The 19,706-nt window shown below is 29.2% G+C and carries 8 protein-coding genes and 1 riboswitch; all 8 genes read left to right on the forward strand.

The genetic code is table 11. The annotated features are described in order from the left end of the window. Nucleotides 1-139: 139 nt before the first annotated feature. Nucleotides 140-225, forward strand: a riboswitch (cyclic di-GMP riboswitch). Nucleotides 226-346: 121 nt separating this feature from the next. The 8 genes from Q3304_RS14580 to Q3304_RS14615 all read left to right on the forward strand — a co-directional run bounded on the left by Q3304_RS14580 (nucleotide 347) and on the right by Q3304_RS14615 (nucleotide 19,706). Further along, a complete protein-coding gene (locus Q3304_RS14580) occupies nucleotides 347-6,274 on the forward strand; it encodes a M60 family metallopeptidase (protein ID WP_407814244.1) in 5,928 nt (1,975 codons plus the stop codon). A 220-nt stretch (nucleotides 6,275-6,494) separates the two neighbouring features. Further along, nucleotides 6,495-8,378 carry a cell wall-binding repeat-containing protein gene (locus Q3304_RS14585; protein ID WP_407814243.1) on the forward strand — a complete coding sequence of 628 codons (1,884 nt, stop codon included), beginning with the start codon at nucleotides 6,495-6,497 and terminating at the stop codon, nucleotides 8,376-8,378. Between the two features lie 368 nt (nucleotides 8,379-8,746). After that, on the forward strand, nucleotides 8,747-10,348 hold the full coding sequence (locus tag Q3304_RS14590) for a cell wall-binding repeat-containing protein (RefSeq protein WP_407814469.1): 1,602 nt from the start codon (nucleotides 8,747-8,749) through the stop codon (nucleotides 10,346-10,348). A 218-nt stretch (nucleotides 10,349-10,566) separates the two neighbouring features. Further along, nucleotides 10,567-12,153 carry a cell wall-binding repeat-containing protein gene (locus Q3304_RS14595; protein ID WP_407814437.1) on the forward strand — a complete coding sequence of 529 codons (1,587 nt, stop codon included), beginning with the start codon at nucleotides 10,567-10,569 and terminating at the stop codon, nucleotides 12,151-12,153. Between the two features lie 232 nt (nucleotides 12,154-12,385). Further along, entirely contained in the window at nucleotides 12,386-14,182 is a 1,797-nt protein-coding gene (slpA, locus tag Q3304_RS14600; protein WP_407814438.1) for an S-layer protein SlpA, read from the forward strand. A gap of 223 nt (nucleotides 14,183-14,405) precedes the next feature. After that, nucleotides 14,406-16,748 (forward strand): preprotein translocase subunit SecA, encoded by a 2,343-nt coding sequence (secA, locus tag Q3304_RS14605; protein WP_407814439.1) that lies wholly within the window; start codon nucleotides 14,406-14,408, stop codon nucleotides 16,746-16,748. 600 nt (nucleotides 16,749-17,348) lie between these two features. Continuing rightward, entirely contained in the window at nucleotides 17,349-19,220 is a 1,872-nt protein-coding gene (locus tag Q3304_RS14610; RefSeq protein ID WP_407814440.1) for a cell wall-binding repeat-containing protein, read from the forward strand. A 15-nt stretch (nucleotides 19,221-19,235) separates the two neighbouring features. Continuing rightward, nucleotides 19,236-19,706 (forward strand): hypothetical protein, encoded by a 471-nt coding sequence (locus Q3304_RS14615; RefSeq protein ID WP_407814441.1) that lies wholly within the window; start codon nucleotides 19,236-19,238, stop codon nucleotides 19,704-19,706.

The raw sequence follows: 19,706 nt of genomic DNA on the forward strand, positions 1-19,706 counted from the left end.
AACGTATAAGTAATGTATTTATAATGAGAAAGAATATTTATATTAACATAATAATATAAATATTCTTTTTTTGGATTTTAACATAAAAAATTTGTATTAAAAAGTTTAAATATAGTATAAAATGGGTATAAAAGCATTGAAAATTAAATGGCAAAATTAGGGAAATCTAATGACGCAAAACTATAGGGATTAAAGCTTATAAAGCCATATCAGCCAGTTGCTAAAAAGAGCAAATTCTTTTTATTCATAATAAAGATTCTCTTTGAGTGTCTTTTTTTATTGTCTGAAACTATAGCATTTAAATTCATGGAAAATTAAAGATTTATTGAGGGAGGATTGTTATTTCATGAAAAAGGCAATATCTTGTGTACTAGCAGTATCTATGTGTAGTGCACCATTGAATGTTTTTGCAGAGCCTATATTAGAGGGAAAACTAAGGGCAGTTGAAAAATCAGTTACAGAAAAGCTAAAGGGGAATCTAGAAGTGGATTTAAATTTTTCACTTCCAATCAAAAATAATGAATCAGAAAGTATAACTGATATACAGCTACAATTAAAAGATGGTAATAATAATAGTGGGATAATAAAACTTGGAGGTAAAAATTTAGGAAGTATAAATATAGGAACAGATACTATAGACTATACTATCAAAAAATTATCTGCCAATAGAAGTGAAGTAAAAGATAAAGATGAAAATATATCATATTATAATATTATGTTCAGCAATTTACCTGTTGGAAAATACAAGGTAGAAGTCTCTGGAAGTGGATTTAAGAGTAAAGAAGTTAAAGATATTGATATATCAAATTATTCTCAAAGGGTTTTATTAAGTAATAGAGCAAGTGTAGATAATAAAAATAAACCTTTAAACTATGAACTATTCTTAATGGGTGATGTAAATGGAGACGGCAAAGTAGATAAAAATGATTATAATGAAGTTCTAGAAAATATAGATTCAAATAAAAAAGAATATGATTTAAATAGAGATGGAAAGGTAGATATTGCTGACCTAGACTATGTACATAAAAATCTAGGACAAAATGAAAATGCAAATAGTCTAGAAAGTATAGTACCTACCAATCCTATAGTAGATACAAGCAAAGTAATATTAGAAAAAAATACTGATACAGATATTCAAGGTACTGTAGAAGATTTATTTAGTGGAGAAAGTAGTGGAGTTACAATATCTCCAGCAAATAAAGAGGATAAGATATCAGAAGAAAAACCAGCAGTACTGGATATAGCTTTATCAGAAGCTCTTGATATGGAAGTTATAAATATTAAAGCTCCTGAAGGGAGTGCTCCAGCAAAAGGAATAGTTGAGGTTACAGATAAAGATGGTAATGTTCAAGAGATTCCTTATGAAAACAAAGAGTATGTAAAAACTTTAAAAGAGGAACAACAAGAAGAAGTAAATAATAAAGAAGAAAATACAGAGCAACCTGATAATAACTTAGATAATACTCAAGAAGAAAAGAATGATAAAGAAGAATCAAATTCTAATACAAATGAACAAGAAAACAATAATAAGGAAAGTAATGATAAAGAAAGTTCATCAACAGATAAATCTGATTTAGACAAAGATACACCAAAAGAAGATAATAATATTAGTAAAGATGATAACTCTACAACATCTACATATAGTAGGTCAGCTTTAGAAACATATGCAGATGTTCAAAATAGCGATATAGTGATAAATCTTGGAAAACAAGTAGCAGTGAAAAAGATAACTATAAAAATAACAGCTACAACAGCCAATGATAGAAATCTTGCAGAAATATCTAAAGTTGAATTTTTAAATAATGTTTATAAAGAAATACCAAAGCCAGATATGAATATACCTAAAATTAATAAAATAACAACTAGTACTGCTGTTGGAAATGAAAAGGTATCTTTTTATTGGAACAATGAAGTTAATGTGTCTGCATATGAACTTATATTAGATACGATTGATAGTAAAGGAAAAGTATTATCAACTAAAAAATTACAAACTAGCAAAAATTCTATAGAGGTTAGAGATATAGATGCATATGGTCTATATAGAGTTAGCATACAGTCTCTAAATGGCGATTGGTCTAGTGGATATAAAGAAGCTTCACCAAGCAATTTAGATGGAGTACCAGAAAATGTGGACTCAAACTATAAGCCTATACAATTTAGCTCAGACAGTATAATAGAATTTCAAGTTGTTCCAGATACAAGACCAGAGCCACCAGAAGGCATAAGCATTAAAGGTAGATTTAAAGCTCTTGATGTAAGTTGGAAAAATCATAAACAAGCTAAAGATTTTGACTTATATTACAGAGAAAAAGGTTCTAATGGCTCTTGGATAAAATACAATGATAAACTTATTCGAGGAACAAGTTCAAAAATAGAAGGGCTTAAAGATAATACAACGTATGAAGTTAGAATGACAGCTACCAATCACTTAGGTACTAGTGGAATGTCTAAGATATATCTAGGCACAACTGAAAGTGTAGATGCACCAACAACACCTAACTACAGATTGATTAATACTCCTAAATCTGATGCCGGATTTGGAATACCAACTAATCATATAATAGATGTTACTTATCCAGCTGGATATGATACAAGTGAATATAGTGATAAAAATCCATTTGATAAATTTAATGTAGTAGATGGAGACTTCACAACACATTGGACATTCCCAAAATATAATGCAGCTGAAGGAACGAATAGAGGACCAATCATAACTTTCGATAAAGCTTATACTATGGATACTTTTATGGCTACACCTAGATTTGATATTTCTGATAAGACTATAAATGACTTTGAGATACAGTATTGGGATGAAAATGGTCAATTACATAATTTAGGCGATGCACCTTTTGAAACAAAGACAGACCCTGTAAATAATAATAAATACGTGATGGTTAGATTAAAAGAACCAATAAATGCGACTAAGATACAAGTTAGTGTTTGCTCGTCTTATTCATATAAATCTAATATATCAGAGCTTAAATTCTATGAGTATGACAGTATAGAAAAAGAGGTAAGAGACTTATTTACAGACGATTTACAAGTTGAATTAAAAGAAGGTATAACTCAAGAAAAAATTACAGAACTAAAAGATAGACTTAATACTCCAGATACAGCAAGTGGAGAATATCATCCATATAAAACGGTTATAGAAAGAGAATTAAAATTAGCTCAAGACTTATATAATGATAGAGCAAAACTTACTGATGTGACTACTGTCAATCAAGATATAAATGTATCAGGAAAATATAAAGACAAGAGTGGAAACTATACTGTTAAGTCGAATAACTTAGGTATGGGAAATGACTGGCAGGCATTGGGAGTAGCTGCTAGAGCTGGAGATGAAATCACGATATATGTTGGAAGTAAAAGTGGTAAGACTCCTAAGTTAATCTATACACAATACTATGGAGAGTCTGGAGCATATAAGAGTGGAGAAATAAACCTTAACACTGGTAAAAATGTAATTCAGTTGAGTAAGCTTCACAGCTTAGATGCAGAACGTGGAGGAAGCTTATATATAAGATACCCTTATGATACTCCGAGTGGTGGAGATATAAAAGTGCGTGTAGCAGGAGCTACTAAGATACCACATCTTAACTTAAATGGAATGATAAACGACAATAGCCCTGAGGGGGTTTCTAAATCTAAAGAAAAAATAAAAACTTATATAGAAGAATTAGCTAAATATAAGAATGAGATAAAAGGAGAACCATACTATCCAGGAACAAATATTGGTAATTCATATGGATATTCAGAAACAACAGGTGTATTAAATACTACTGACATTGAAAGTGACAAAGTAACATTAAACGTTCCAGCAACAGCTGTATATCAAGGAATATCAAAAGGAAATTCTGATTTAAACACACAAGTAGATAGACTATATAACAGTATGCTTGCATGGGAACAAATTATGGATTTAATATACTCTGAAAGAGGCGTATTTAAGACACAAGATTTAGATGGTAATGGAACTATAGACGATAATGAGTTTAATATAACTAAAAATGATATGGCTCCAAAATCTCGTATGAACATAAAATATCAAAGAATGTTTATTGGAGCATTTATGTATGCTTCTGGTCTACATGTAGGAGTGGAATACGGCTCAGTTCCAGGGCTTATGAATGGAGTACCTTTCCAAATAGATGCTAATGGAAAAGCTAGTGGAGGAAGTTTATTTGGATGGGGAATAGGTCATGAGATAGGGCATGTTACAGATATAGGTAAGATGACATACAGTGAGACTAGTAACAATGTACTTGCACTACTTGCTCAGACATTTGATGATGAGACACATTCAAGACTTGAAGGTTCTACAATGGATAAGATATATGAACATGTTACTTCAAATAGTTTGGGAATACCAAGTAACGTATTTGAAAGACTTGGAATGTTATGGCAATTACATTTAGCATATGACGATGATTTTACTGGTTCAATGTTAAAGAATAATTCAGATGCTGATTTAGGTAATGATTCATTCTATGCTAAAATTTCTAGAAAATATAGAGCACTTTCAAGTGATGACCCAATAAATAACTTGCCAAAAGACCAAATGCTAGTTGCTATGGCATCAAGTGTCGTTGAAAAAGATTTAAGAGATTACTTTAAGGCATGGGGAGTAGAGATTACACCAGAGCTAAACAGTATAATGGATGGTAAGAAGTTTGAAAAAGAGACTAGAAAGATACAGTATGTAAATGATGAGGCTAGAAGAAAGATTTTAAATGAAAACATATCTAACATGGCAGAAGATACTAAGGTAAGTGCTAGTTTTGCTGATGGAGTGCAAAGTGGCTCTTTAGTTAAATCTAATAAGATATCTATAGATTTAGATGTTGATAAAGATAAAGATAAAATATTGGGATATGAAATAATAAGAAGTGATGGAAACTACTTAGATGGTGAAAATGAAACTCAAGTAAAATACAGAACAGTAGGTTTTGTGGATGCAAAAGGAAATAGTAAAGCTCAATTTATTGACAATATATCTCCTCTTAATAACAGAGCGTTTACATATAAAGTAGTTGCATATGACTATCACTTAAATCCAACAGACGAGTTTGAAGTTGGTACTGTAAAATTATCAGATGAAGGAAAAATTAATAAGTCAGCATGGTCATTTATAACAAATACTGTTTCTGATGGCGATGTTAGAAGTGAAAATGACTCACATGGACCACTACAAAATCCTGAAATTGATAATATAAAGGATAATGATGCAAGCACTACTTATAAAGGAAAGAGAATTAGTAAAGCTGAATGGAACAAAGACCCACAAAAAGACCCAGATATAAATGTAGAAGAAAATCCATATATAATAGTAGATATGAAAGAGACATTACCTATAGTTGGATTAAAGTATACAAAACCAAAGACAGAAGCTAGAAAGTTTTCACTAAAAGGACTGTTTAGTCTTAGAAAGGATACTAGCACAACATATAGTCCATTGACTACTTACAAGATACAAGTAAGTAATGATAAAAAGACTTGGGAAGATGTGAGTCAAGGAACTTTTGAATATGGACAAGACTTAGTTGGTGGAGGAAAAGACCAAGACAATGAAGCTAGAGTTACATTTAATAAAGATGGTAAGCTTTGGACATATCAAGCTAGATATGTAAAATTAATATCTAACAATAAGTCTAATATAGAAGTTGCAGAGTTAGATATAATAGGACCTCCAGGCGACAATATAGAGATTGGGACAGTGAATAGTGTAGACCAAGCTCGTACTAATGGAATTGGAAAGTTAGCAGAAGATTATATATATCAAAGCGATGACCCTAATACAAATGAAGATGAAACAGCTAAAATTCCATCAGGTTCAATAGTAATTACAGGAGAATATAGTGGAAATCCAGCATTTAACTTACCATTACTTGTAGATAAAAATAATAAAACTATCTCTGGAGAAGCTCTTTTATTTGCAGAGGTGCCAAAAAATGGACAATTAGGCGAGATAAGCAAAGGCACATGGGTTTATTATATGCCAAAAGAAGACTTCAACTCTTTAAGTGATAAGGTTAAGGCAGAACTTTATAGATACAATGACCTTCAGGGAGATACTCCAGTAGGTCAAAGATTTGTAAGTGATACAATGTATGTACCTGTGGGAGCTACAACTTATGATGAGTTAAAGACAATAAGTCTTACTGATAGTAATAGTAAAGCTAGAAAGGCTACAAGAAGTACTGTCGATGTAAGTAATAAGAAGGTAATTACTGTAAATAATAAAGTAAAGAGTAATATTGTCAGAGATAAATAGTATGTGAAAGTCTGAAAAGACTAAGATATCAGTGTGATATTGGGCATTTTGTTTGAGTAGTGGATGAAAAAGTTTTAAAAAAGCAATTTGTCAAAAATAAAGCATATAAAGCATATATAATGTAACTATAAATTTAGGGTAATTTATAAATTAAATATAAGAAGCTAGATGGATAAAGGATTTTATTCATCTAGCTGATGATAGATAAGGACGGGTGTTAATGAGTAAAGGAAAATCTTTTATAAGAACTATCGCAGTGTCGAGTATGGCAGTGGCTATAACTGGAAGTGCGACATGTGCATATGCTGCTCCAGTGTTGCAGGGAACAAAGACGTATGAAAAGGTGAATACTATAGATATTTCTGTGGAGTCAGTAGAGAATATAGTGTATTCGTTTCAAGCTAGTATAAAGGTGCAAGGTGAGGTTGAATTAATAGATAATGAACCAGGTCAAAAGATTAAGTGGTCTGATAATATATCAAAGCAGATAAAAAATGGAAATGCTAATGCAACTTGTAGAGCAGATTATAATAAAGGAAATAATACAACTACACTAGATATATATGTTACATCAAGTGAAGATTTACTAGATGGAGATACATTAAGCATAGGAGGGATTTCTGTAAAGAAATCTGGTGGTAATTCAAATGCTGAGTATAAAGTCTTAGGAAATGGGACAAATGTTAAGCCAGCTTTAAAAGTTGTTACATATAATAATAAGTCTGTAGACTTTGAAAGTATAAGTTCTAGTGAAGGCTTAGTATTCACTCTTGTTAATGAAAATGAAGTAAAACCAATTGGTGGAAGTGGTACTAGCAAAAATGACCCTGAAAAATATAAGGTTGAAAAGAGTGAAGCATTAGAATACTTATTAAATAATATTAGAATAAACTATTCTGTTGTTAGTAAAGAAACAGAGGAAAGTGGTTCAAATATAGTATTAAAGCTTGGATTATCTCAAAAATCAAGTAAAGGAAGAAAGGCTACAATAAGTAAGTATATTGAAGTTACACTTCCAAAAAGTTTAGAGTATGTAGTTGATAATGAGCTAGCTAAACCAGATGAGTTACCACCAGATGGTTCGGATGACAATAATAATGGTGGAAATAATAATTCAGGTGGTTCATCTGGAGGTGGTAGTTCTAGTGGAGGAAGTTCAAGTGACTCTACTTCTAATGTTACAGTAAAAAAATTAAAAGGTGCAGATAGATTTGAAACTGCTGTTAAAATATCTCAAAGTGGCTGGACAAAATCAGATACAGTTGTAATAGTAAATGGAGAAGACAGAAGTATGGTGGATGGGCTTACTGCTACACCACTTGCTAGTGTAAAAAATTCACCTATTCTTTTATCTTCAAATGATAAGCTTCCTCAAAAAACAGTAGAAGAAATAAAAAGATTAAATCCATCAAAAGTGGTTGTAATAGGTGGAAATAATTCTATGCCAAATGCAGTAGTTGAAGCAATTAAGGCTATAAATTCAAAAATATCAGTACAAAGAATAGGTGGAGATACAAGATATCAGACTTCTATTAATATAGCAAGAGAAATTGATAAGACAAATAGTGTAAGCAAGTTATATATAGGGGCAGGAAATGGAGAAGCTGATTCATTATCAATAGCATCATTAGCTGGAAAGGAAAAAACTCCAATAGTACTCACACAAAAAGATGGTGTAGACAATGAAGCTGAACAATTTATCAAATCTAATAAAGTATCGAATGTATACTTTGTTGGTGGAGTAGAAAAGATATCTAACAAGGCTATTGAGCAAGTTGGAAAAATAACGAATAAAGATGTATCAAAAAATAGAGTTGCAGGTCAAAATAGACAAGAGACAAATGCTAAGGTAATAGATAAATTCTATTCTCAATCAAAACTTGATGGAGTTGTAGTTGCTAATCAAGATAAGCTTATAGATGCTTTAGCAGTTGGACCATTAGCAGCTAAAAATAATTCGCCAGTTTTACTTGCTACAAACACGTTAGATAAATCACAAGAAATTTCATTGAAAAATAAAAATTCATCTAAGTTATTTGAGATAGGTGGAGGAATAGCTTCATCTGTAGTAGATAAGATTAAGAGTTTAATTGAATCAAAATAAGTATCAAAGTAAATATAAATAAGTAAACTTAAAATAAGAATGTATTTAGCTATAAATTATATATCTAAGTACGTTCTTATTTTTATTTATATTACCTTAATAATATTATAGTGAGATATGTATCATAATTTAAGTGGAATTAAATTTAACTTATAAAATGATGCAAATTATATTTATTAGTGAAATATATTTTATAAATATTTAAATTATAACTAGAGATGATTTTTGGATTTTTAATAAAATAAAATATTAATATATAGACGGAATATATTTATATAAGATATACTTTATAATATACAAAAAATAACAAAATAATTAAAAAAAGTAAACAGAATATAAATATAAAACATAAAAATCATCAGGGGGATATGAAAATGAATAAAAAAATATTATCATTAGGTCTAGCAGTATCATTAATCTTGGTAAACTTCAAAAGTGTAAATGCATCATCAGTAGTAGAAAAAATATATGGCAAAGATAGATATGAAACAGCAGCAAAGATAGCTGATAGACAAACTTATGAAACAGTAATTTTAGTAAATACAGAAAAATCGCTTGCAGATGGATTAAGTGCAAGTGGGTTGTCAGGTGCCACAAAAGCACCAATATTATTTACACAAAAAAATAAGATACCAACAGAGACAAATAGATGTCTAAAAAATATCAAAAAAGCATACATAATAGGTACAGAAGATACTATAAGTAAATCAGTAGAAAAAGAACTAGATTCTAAACATATAGAAGTAAAAAGAATTGGTGGAGAAGATAGACTAAAAACAAGTTATCTAATAGCTAAAGAAATAGCAACTATAAAAAAAGTGGACAAAGTATTATTAACTAATGCCTATAGTGGAGAAGCAGATGCAATGAGTGTATCATCAGTAGCTACTAGAGATGGAGCTCCAATTATACTTACAGATGGAAAGAGTGTGCCTTTTGATGTAAAAAATGTTCAGTCTTATTGTATAGGGTCAGAGGAGATAATGAGCAGTTCTTTAGTAAAAAACACAAATTCAGTTAGAATAGAAGGAACTGACAGATTTGAAACTAACAAAGAAGTAATAGACTACTTTTATAAAAATGTAGATGGATTCTATATATCGGATGGATATCAGTTAGTAGATGCTATAGCAGCTGCACCCCTGACTAAAGAATGTCCAGTAGTATTAGTAAATGATGGTAGTAATAAATCTGTGTTAGAAGGAGCAAATCATATAACTTCTGTAGGAGAGTTGAGTGACAAGGTGATAGAACAATGTATGAGTGCCTCAAAGTCAAATGGACAATCTCCAACAATTACAATAGGGACAACAAAAATATATAAAGGTGAAAAGTTTGACAGTAGTAAGTTGAATATAGTTGCTAAAGATAATACTGGGAAGGTATTGCCAATAAAAATTGATGGGTTTATAGATACAAATAGAGTAGGTACATACATATTGACATTAAAAGCTACAGATGAGTGGGGAAAAAGTACAGAAAAAAGAGTTCAAATAGAAGTTTTGGATGATAAATCTCATGATTACAATAGCCAAGAATTCAAAAAAATGGTATCTACTGAAATGTATAACTTAATCAATTCTTATAGGAAAGAAAAAGGTAAGGAGCCTTTAGTAGTATCTAGTAAGCTAGAAGGTATGGCAAATGCATGGTCTAAGTATATGATGGATAAAAAAGTTTTTGCACATTATATAGATGGTAAAAATGCGCCACAAGTATTTTCTGAATTTGGAATGAGAAGTGAAGAGAATATAGCATATATTTATATCAACTCTAAGGATGTTCAGACAACTCAAGATGCAAAAGATTTGGCAAAGACTATATTTGAAGCGTGGAAGAAGTCTCCTGAGTACAATGCAAATATGCTTAGTAATGAGTTTTACAGTACTGGGTTTGGAATTTATGTATTGTCTGATGGTCAAGTACATGCTACTCAAGAATTTTTAAATGGCAATGAAGGTAGCTTGTAAAAAATACCAAAAATCTTGTTTTTTTATTAATTTACTGATATTATAAAATGAAAATCACATCTAAAGTACTTTTTGTAATCTGTTTTGTTATTGATTTTATAGATTATGGTATTTTAGGTGTTTTTAATTTTAAAAATTTATAAGTTTAGAGGGAATGACTACTGAGGATGTAATTTATAATGAGTTGAATTATATAAAAAATTAGTAGGAGGGGTTTGATGAAGGTAAATAAGAGAATATTATCGATAGGATTGGCAGTAACATTAATGATGGCAGGTGCATCAAATATTAATGCATTTTCAGGCATAGAAAAGATACAAGGGAAGGATAGATATGAGACTTCTGCATTAATAGCTGACAAACAAATATATGATACAGTTATATTAGTAAACACTGATAATTCTATAGTGGATGGATTAAGTGCAAGTGGATTATCAGGAGTGGTTAAAGCGCCTATAATGTTGGTACAAAAAGATAAGATACCAACAGCTGTTGAAAAGAGATTAAAGGATGTTAAGAATGCTTATGTTATAGGAACAGAAGATACTATAAGTAAATCTGTAGAAACTCAACTTAAGAATAAAGGGATTGAGGTTAAGAGAATTGGTGGAGAAGATAGGATAAAGACTAGTTATCTTATAGCAAAAGAAATATCTACTATTAAACCAGTAAATAAAGGTGATAAGGTATTTCTTGTAAATGGATATACAGGTGAAGCTGATGCAATGAGTGTTTCTTCTGTAGCTGCTAGAGATGGAGTGCCTGTTATACTTACAGATGGAAAAAATTTAGATTTTGATGTTCAAAATTATCAATGCTATGTAGTTGGTTCAGAAGAAATAATAAATATTGAATTAGCTAAAAAAACTAATTCAATAAGAATAGCTGGAAAAGATAGGTTTGAAACTAATAAAAAGGTAATAAAATATTTTTATAAGAAGGAAAAAGCTTTTTATATAACAGAAGGATATAAGTTAATAGATGCGGTTTCAGGTGCTGCAATATCTAAGGAGAATCCAATAGTTCTCATAAGTGATGGCAGTGATAAAAGTATATTGGAAGGTGCAAATAAAATAAGCACTTTGGGAAAAATTTCTGAAAAAATTATTAATCAGTGTAAAGAAGCAATTGATGTAAAAGATTTAGCACCCACAATAACTGCATCAGATATTGAAATTATTAAAGGGCAAAAGTTCAATATATCCATGATGAATATTACAGCTAAAGATAAGAATGGAAAAATTCTTCCTATAGAGATTAAGGGGGAAGTAAATTCAAATAAGACTGGTCTTTATACACTTAATATAACTGCTCAAGATGATAAAAAAAATATAGCCACAAAAAATGTATATGTTAATGTAATAGTTGAAAATATTAATGATCCAAATAGTCAAGATTTTAAAAATATGATTACTAGTGAAGTTTATAAATTAATAAATGAATATAGAATGCAAAATGAAAAGCAAGAATTGGAGAAGTTAGGTTATTTAGAAGATATGGCAAGTGTTTGGTCTAGATATATGTATGAGAAAGGTGTCTATGCACATATTATAGATGGAAAAAATGCCGCTGAAGTTACAAATGGAATGAGAAGTGAAGAAAATATTGCATTTATTTCTATAGAATCTAAAAATGAATATACAAGTAAAGATGCAAAGAACATCGCAAATGATATTGTTACTCTTTGGAAAAAATCTTCTAAATATAAGAATAATATGTTAAATGAAAATTTTAATAATTTTGGATTTGGACTTAATATTTCTAAAATAGGTGATATTCATGCAACAATAGAGTTTTTAAATTAATGAAATGAAATAAAGTTAAATGAAAAATAAAATTAAATCTAAAAAAAAGGTTAAAATAAAATAAAAGAAAAAAAAGTCGAAAAAAAAACGGAGAAATATATATAATTCTATTGCAAATAAATTCTAGATAGAATAGAATGAAAATGTGAGAAATATTGGAACTATGTTAACTTGAAATTTAGTGTACATAATAAGGGATGTAATTAATATAATGTTGGGAGGAATTAAAGAAATGAATAAGAAAAGTTTAGCAATGGCAATGGCAGCTGTTTCTGTAGTAGGGGTAGCAGCTCCAGCATATGCAGCAACTGCAGATGAATTATTAAATTCAACTGAAAAGACAAAATTAGTAGTAAGTAGTAATAAGGCAAGTGATTTAGTTACAGATCTTTTAGATTTACAAAAGGATTTAGATGGAAATAAAAATAAGGTTTATGTTAAAGAGATTTCTTTTACTGATGAAGATAACAAACCTGCTTATACTAAGCAGCCTGGACTTAATGATGGTACAGAAGCTTCAAAGGTTGTAACAGGTGTATCAGCTGACATGAACAATAAGGATTATGTAAAGAAAACTTTAGCTGGATTAGATACAGGAGAATTTGCTACAATAACACTTACTAATAAAGCAACAATAAAAGTTATACCAGCAACTGAAAAAACACAAGTTGTATCAAGTGATGCAAAAGATGTAGCAAAAGATTTAGCTGATAAATATGTATTCAATAGTAATGAATTAACTTCAGCACTAGATTTAATTGATGAAGATGGATTTACTAAAGTTGATAGTTACTATCAAGTTACTTTATATCCAGAAGGTAAGAGATTAAAAAATAACTTATCTCGTTCAGCATCAAAATATCATGATATAGCAGGTTTAGATAGTGATGCTATCGATGGAAATGTTCCAGTAATATTAACTTTAAAATCTACAAGTAAAAGTAATTTAAAAACGGCTCTTGATGAATTGCAAAAGAATAATGATTCTTATTCAAATAGTACTGTTATAGCTGGTGATGATAGAATAGAAACAGCTATAGAATTAAGTAAAGAGTATTATCATAATGGTACTGATGATACAAATGGTACTAAGAAACTAAAAGATGATGTTAAAAATATAGTTCTTGTTGGCTCACAAGCAATAGTAGATGGACTAGTTGCATCTCCTTTAGCAGCAGAAAAAGATGCTCCATTATTATTAACATCTAAAGATAAGTTAGATTCATCAGTAAAAACTGAAATAAAGAGAGTTTTAGATTTAAAATCTTCACAAGCTGTAACAGGTAAAAAAGTTTATATAGCTGGTGGAAAAAATAGTGTATCTGAAGACGTAGTAAAAGAATTAGAAGAAATGGGTCTAAAAGTTGTAAGATTATCTGGAGATGACAGATATGAAACTTCTCTAGCAATAGCAGATGAAATTGGCATAGATGATGATAAAGCATTTGTTGTTGGTGGAACAGGATTAGCAGATGCTATGAGTATAGCTCCAGTTGCTTCATATAATGGTGCAGATGGAGTAGAAAAAGCAACACCAATAATAGTTGTTGACGGAAAAGCTAAAAGTTTAACTGATGAACAAGAAAGTTTCTTAGGAAGTTCTAATGTAGATATAATAGGTGGATTTGCAAGTGTTTCTGAAGATATGGAAGAAGCAATAGCAGATGCAACAGGTCAAAGTGTTGACAGAATAAAAGGTGACGATAGACAAGAAACTAATGCAGAAGTAATAAAAAATTACTTCACTAAAGATAAAACAGATGCTATAGTAAGTGAAGAGGTAAAAAGTTTCTTCCTTGCTAAAGATGGTTCTACTAAAGAAGATCAATTAGTTGATGCATTAGCAGCAGCTTCAATAGCAGGATTCAATCAAGCTCCTATAGTATTAGCTACTGATAGTATATCTTCAGATCAATCAGTTGCAATAAGTAAAGTAGTTTCAGAAAAAGGAACTAAAAACTTAATTCAAGTTGGTAAAGGAATAGCTAACTCAGTTGTTAATAAATTAAAAGATTTATTAGATATGTAATATAAACTTAATTTATAATAAAAAAGGCTTCTATTATAAGAAGTCTTTTTTTTATACTAAAAAAGAGACTATTTTTAGTCTCTTTTTTGTGAGAAATACTTAAATAAGAAAATGTAATTTATTATTTAAGTATGATTATTATACTATAGTTTTAAAAAAAAGTCTACTAATCAATCTTTTTAATGTATAATAGTATATGAAAGTAAAGAAGGAGGAATATAAGATGTCAGTAATAGATAGAATGATTGATAAATCAGATGAATTGGAAATTAAAGTTCTTAATTATATAGTAGATGATATAGAAGCTTTAGAGCCTAAGATGGTAAAAATGTCTAATGAAGAGTTGAAAAATATGACAAAAATATTTAAAGCTAGGTTAAAAAATGGAGAAGAACTAGATGATATACTACAGGAAGCTTTTGCAGTAGTAAGAGAAACATGTAAAAGGGTATTAGGTATGAGACAGTATAGAGTTCAATTAATTGGAGGAATAGTATTGCACCAAGGTAAGATAGCAGAGATGAAAACAGGAGAGGGAAAAACATTAGTTGGAGTAGCTCCTATATATTTAAATGCTCTTTTAGAAAAAGGTGTTCATGTTGTAACTGTGAATGATTATTTAGCTAAACGTGATAAAGAAATTATGCAACCAGTATATGAATTTTTAGGATTAACAGTAGGTGTAATTTTAAATGGACAAACTCCTGAAGAAAGAAGAAGTCAGTATAAGTGTGATATAACCTATGGAACTAACAATGAATATGGATTTGATTATCTAAGAGATAATATGGTAACAAAGAAAACGGATAAAGTACAAAGGGAATTAAATTATGCTATAATAGATGAAGTAGACTCTATACTTATAGATGAAGCTAGGACACCACTTATAATAGCTGCTAATGGAAGTGAGGAAAATAAACTTTATGAGATGTCAGATGCATTTATAAAAACTATAAATGAAGAAGACTATGAAAAAGATGAAAAAGATAAAGTTGTAGCACTTACATCTAGTGGTTTAAAAAAAGCAGAAATATTTTTTGGAATAGAAAATATAACAAATGTTGATAATATAGAAATTTTTCATCATGTAAATCAGTCACTAAGGGCATATACATTAATGGAAAAAGATGTCGAGTATGTTGTAAAAAATGGAGAAGTTCATATAGTAGATGAATTTACAGGGAGAATATTAGAAGGAAGAAGATTTACAGATGGTCTACATCAGGCTATAGAGGCTAAAGAATCTGTAAAAATAAATGATGAATCCAAAACTATGGCAACTGTAACCTTCCAAAACTTCTTTAGAATGTATGAAAAATTATGTGGTATGACAGGGACAGCTAAGACAGAGGAAAGTGAGTTTGAATCTATTTATAAACTAAATGTAGTTCAGATACCAACTAATAAACCTGTAATAAGAGCTGATTTACATGATAAGGTATTTAAAACACAGGAAGAAAAATATGAGGCTATTGTAGAAGAAATAATAAGAATTAATAATACACAACAACCTGTTCTTGTTGGTACAGTATCTGTAGAAAAATCAGAGCGTTTATCTAATATGCTTAAAAAAAGAGGTATAAAACATCAAGTTTTGAATGCTAAACAGAATGATAAGGAAGCAGAAATAATATCAAAGGCAGGTAAACTTGGAATTGTAACCATATCTACAAATATGGCTGGTAGAGGTACTGATATATCCCTTGGAGCTGGAGATAAGAAAGAAGAAGAAGAAGTTAAGTCGCTAGGTGGATTATATGTTATAGGAACAGAAAGACATGAATCTAGAAGAATAGATAATCAGCTTAGAGGACGTTCAGGTAGACAAGGAGATCCTGGAACATCAAGATTTTTTGTTAGTTTGGAAGATGAAGTGATAAAGCTATATGGGGGTAAAGAAATCAAAAAAATATTGAAAAGAATAACTTCTAAAAAAGGTGATTCAATAGAAAGTAAAGCACTATCTAAAGCAATAGAAAGGGCACAAAGAGCTATTGAAGGAAAAAACTTTGAACAAAGAAAAAATGTACTTAAGTATGATAATGTTATTAATGAACAAAGAAAAATTATATATAGCGAGAGAGACAAGGTTTTAGATAATATAGATATATCTGGAGATATACAAAATATGGTAAGAGGAATTATAGAGGATACAGCTCAAACATATTTAAAAAATCAAAGAAATTATTTTGGATATTTTAAATATTTATATAGTACATTTATGCCTGCAAATACATTATTAATACCTGAAATTGATAAAAAAACTATTGAAGATATAGTAGAACATACTTATCAAATTTCAAAAAGAGTATACGATTTAAAAAAGATGGCTTTAGGAATGGATAAGATTTTAGAGTTAGAAAAGAAAACTTTATTACAAGTTGTTGATACTTATTGGGTAGAACATATAGATGCAATGGATCAACTTAGACAATATATAGGGCTTAAGGCATATGCTCAAAAAGATCCAGCTAAAGAATATACTATAGAAGGATATGATATGTTTGAAGCATTAAATAATAAAATAAGAAAGACAACAGTGCAATACTTATATAAGTTCGAATAAACATAAAAATAAGAGTTATTCCTATATAAGTTTTTTAGAAATAGCTCTTATTTTCTACTAAAAATATATTAAAATCAAAAAAGTCTATTCCAAAATTAATATAATTTCAGAATAGACTTTTTCATGTGAGAAATACGAAAAAAAGAGATGTTCGAAATTTCTTTCTTCCTTTTAATATTATACTATAAAGAATATAAAAAGTCTATTAGTTATAATATAGTAATTAAAAAAAAATTACAATTTTGTTACTTTTTATATTGTAACTATTTTATAATATAAAATTTTATATTATGAAATAGTTCAATGTCTTTATTTTCATTTAAATGATAGTCAATCATATTTTAGTTCTGTTGAAATAAACCTAGATTTATAATATAATAAAAATGTACTTAGAAAAAGTTTTATATCTATTAATACAAATAAATCTTTTTAAAAAGATTTATTTAGATATAAGGGATTCCTTGGATATAGGAGTCTTTTTCTATATTTTTTACTTGAGATAATGTTATTAATTTAAAATATATAATAATTTAATTATTATAACAGATTTCTTATCTTTGGTAGTTTTATGGTTAAAAATGAATTTATGGAGGAAAAATTATGAAAGTGAATAAAAAAATAATAGCATTAGTAGTACTATCATCTATATTGGCAAGTTTAAGTATTAAAACATCAAATGCACTAACAAAAGAAACTTTAATTGGAAGTGGTAGATGGGATACAGCTATAAAAATAAGTCAAAATGGCTGGAGTAATTCAAATGAAGCAATACTAGTTAATGATAACTCAATAGCAGATGCTTTATCAGCTACACCATTTGCTAAACTTAAGAATGCTCCAGTGTTATTGACTCAAAGTAATAACTTAGATGAAAGAACAAAAACAGAATTGAAAAGATTAGGGGTAAAGAAAATATATTTAATAGGAGGAGAACATACCTTAAATAAAAGTATAGAAAATAATTTAAAATCAATAGGAATAAGTTCTGAGAGGATTTTTGGGAATAGTAGATATGAAACATCTCTAAAATTAGCACAAAAAATGAAAACTATGGCTAATATATCTGAAATAGCTGTGGTAAATGGAACAAAAGGATTGGCTGATGCAGTAAGTGTGGGGGCAGCGGCGGCCCAGAACAATATTCCTATTATACTTTCTGATACAAATAATGGGATAAATGTATCAAAAGATTTTATAAACAGTATTAAAATTGATAAATCCTATATAATAGGAGGACTAAATTCAGTTTCTAGTTCTGTAGAAAATGGTTTACCATCTCCACAAAGACTATCAGGTGAAAATAGAAATCAGACAAATGCAAAAGTCATAGAACAATTTTATAAGGATGTTGATTTAAGAAATGCATACATAACTAAGGATGGGATGAAAAAGGAAGGAGACTTAATAGATTCTCTTGCAGTTGGAGTATTAGCTGCAAAAAATAGTTCTCCAGTTATTTTGGTAGGAAATAAGTTGGATTCTGTACAAATAAGTGTATTAAATACAAAGTGCTTTGATAAAATAACACAAGTTGGAGGATTAGGTAATGAAAATGCCTTCAATGAAATAAAAAATATACAAGAGGAGACTAAGTATACTGTTGAAACAATTGATGAATTGAAAGTAACTTTAGGTAAAGTTGATGCTAATGATACTATAATGTTCAAGCCAGAAGATAAAATAAATGGTTTAATCGATATTGATACAAAAAAAACAATAAAAATAACTTTTGATGGTATATTTGGAGGTAAAATTACACTAAATATGCCAAATAGTGATGTTAATAATAAAGGGACAATAGAAAAAGAGGTAGAAATAAAAGATTTGAAAAAAGAAACATTAACAAATGAAGGATATATTAATGATATAACAGTTTATGACAATAATGGATTAAAAATAGACAATAGAATTGATGGTGAAATTAATAGATTAACTTTTATAAATGATGCTGAAGATGTACTGGTTGATAATAGTGGAAAAATATATAGAATAACTAATAATGCCAAGAATGTAACTATAAAAAATTCAGGAAGGATAGATATTTTAGATGGTTCAAGATATCCTGCAATGAGTGGAAAATCTCCAGAAGAAGATAATGTAATAGAGGATGATGATGACAAAGCTGATGGAATATCTGTGAGTGTGTATCCATGTACTCCACCTAAAAAAGATAGTGTGATGCTTAAAGTGTCAACAAAACCTAAATCTTCTAGTTATGAAATGTATTATAGAATAGTTAATTCTAGACCATCAGCGATGAATGTTGGTTCAAGTATAAGTAAAAGCTCTTGGAAAAAGGTATCTAATCAAAATTCATTCACTATCAATGTTCAAGATGGAAAATATATAGAGGTAGTTGAAACAAAAACTACTGATAGTAAAGTTAATAGATGGGGTAGGTCTGGAGTAACTAATGATAATATCTCTGATTCAACTACATCACGTTCGACAATAAGATTTTATTATAAATAGAGAGGAGACTTTATATTGAAATTTACAAGTAAATTTGTTTTACTATTGTCTTTTTTAGCAATTGCTAGTTTTGGATTTTCAATGTCGAAAGCATTTGCTCAAATAAATGAAAGAAAATCAGATTATCAAGTATATAATAAATATGCAGCTATTAGAAGTAAAGAGAAAAATACAATAAATATTTCCTTAAGTAAAATTGATGGACTGGAAAAGAAGTATGGTGAAAGTGATGCTTTAAGTTTAGCAAAAATAGAGTTGTATTTACAAAAGGAAGATTATAAAAATTTACAAGAGGAAATGGAAAAAATATATTCAAGATATCCAAGTGTAAGAGAGAATCCGTATCTTTTACTGTTATATGCTGAATCTTCGGCAAATAATGGTGATAAAGAGACAGCAAAAAAAATTATAAATGAATCTATTAAAGTTGGTGCAAATGATGGATATAAAGAGCGAGTTGATGAAGTACTATCAAAAGTTAAATAA

The organism is Clostridioides sp. GD02377 (genome assembly GCF_045899875.1).
In the GTDB taxonomy this organism is placed as follows: domain Bacteria; phylum Bacillota; class Clostridia; order Peptostreptococcales; family Peptostreptococcaceae; genus Clostridioides; species Clostridioides difficile_A.

Excerpts from the sequence above, each read along its gene's own strand:
- Q3304_RS14580 (WP_407814244.1), top strand. The coding sequence starts at position 347 with ATGAAAAAGGCAATATCTTGTGTACTAGCAGTATCTATGTGTAGTGCA.
- Q3304_RS14585 (WP_407814243.1), top strand. The coding sequence starts at position 6,495 with ATGAGTAAAGGAAAATCTTTTATAAGAACTATCGCAGTGTCGAGTATG.
- Q3304_RS14590 (WP_407814469.1), top strand. The coding sequence starts at position 8,747 with ATGAAAATGAATAAAAAAATATTATCATTAGGTCTAGCAGTATCATTA.
- Q3304_RS14595 (WP_407814437.1), top strand. The coding sequence starts at position 10,567 with ATGAAGGTAAATAAGAGAATATTATCGATAGGATTGGCAGTAACATTA.
- slpA (WP_407814438.1), top strand. The coding sequence starts at position 12,386 with ATGAATAAGAAAAGTTTAGCAATGGCAATGGCAGCTGTTTCTGTAGTA.
- secA (WP_407814439.1), top strand. The coding sequence starts at position 14,406 with ATGTCAGTAATAGATAGAATGATTGATAAATCAGATGAATTGGAAATT.
- Q3304_RS14610 (WP_407814440.1), top strand. The coding sequence starts at position 17,349 with ATGAAAGTGAATAAAAAAATAATAGCATTAGTAGTACTATCATCTATA.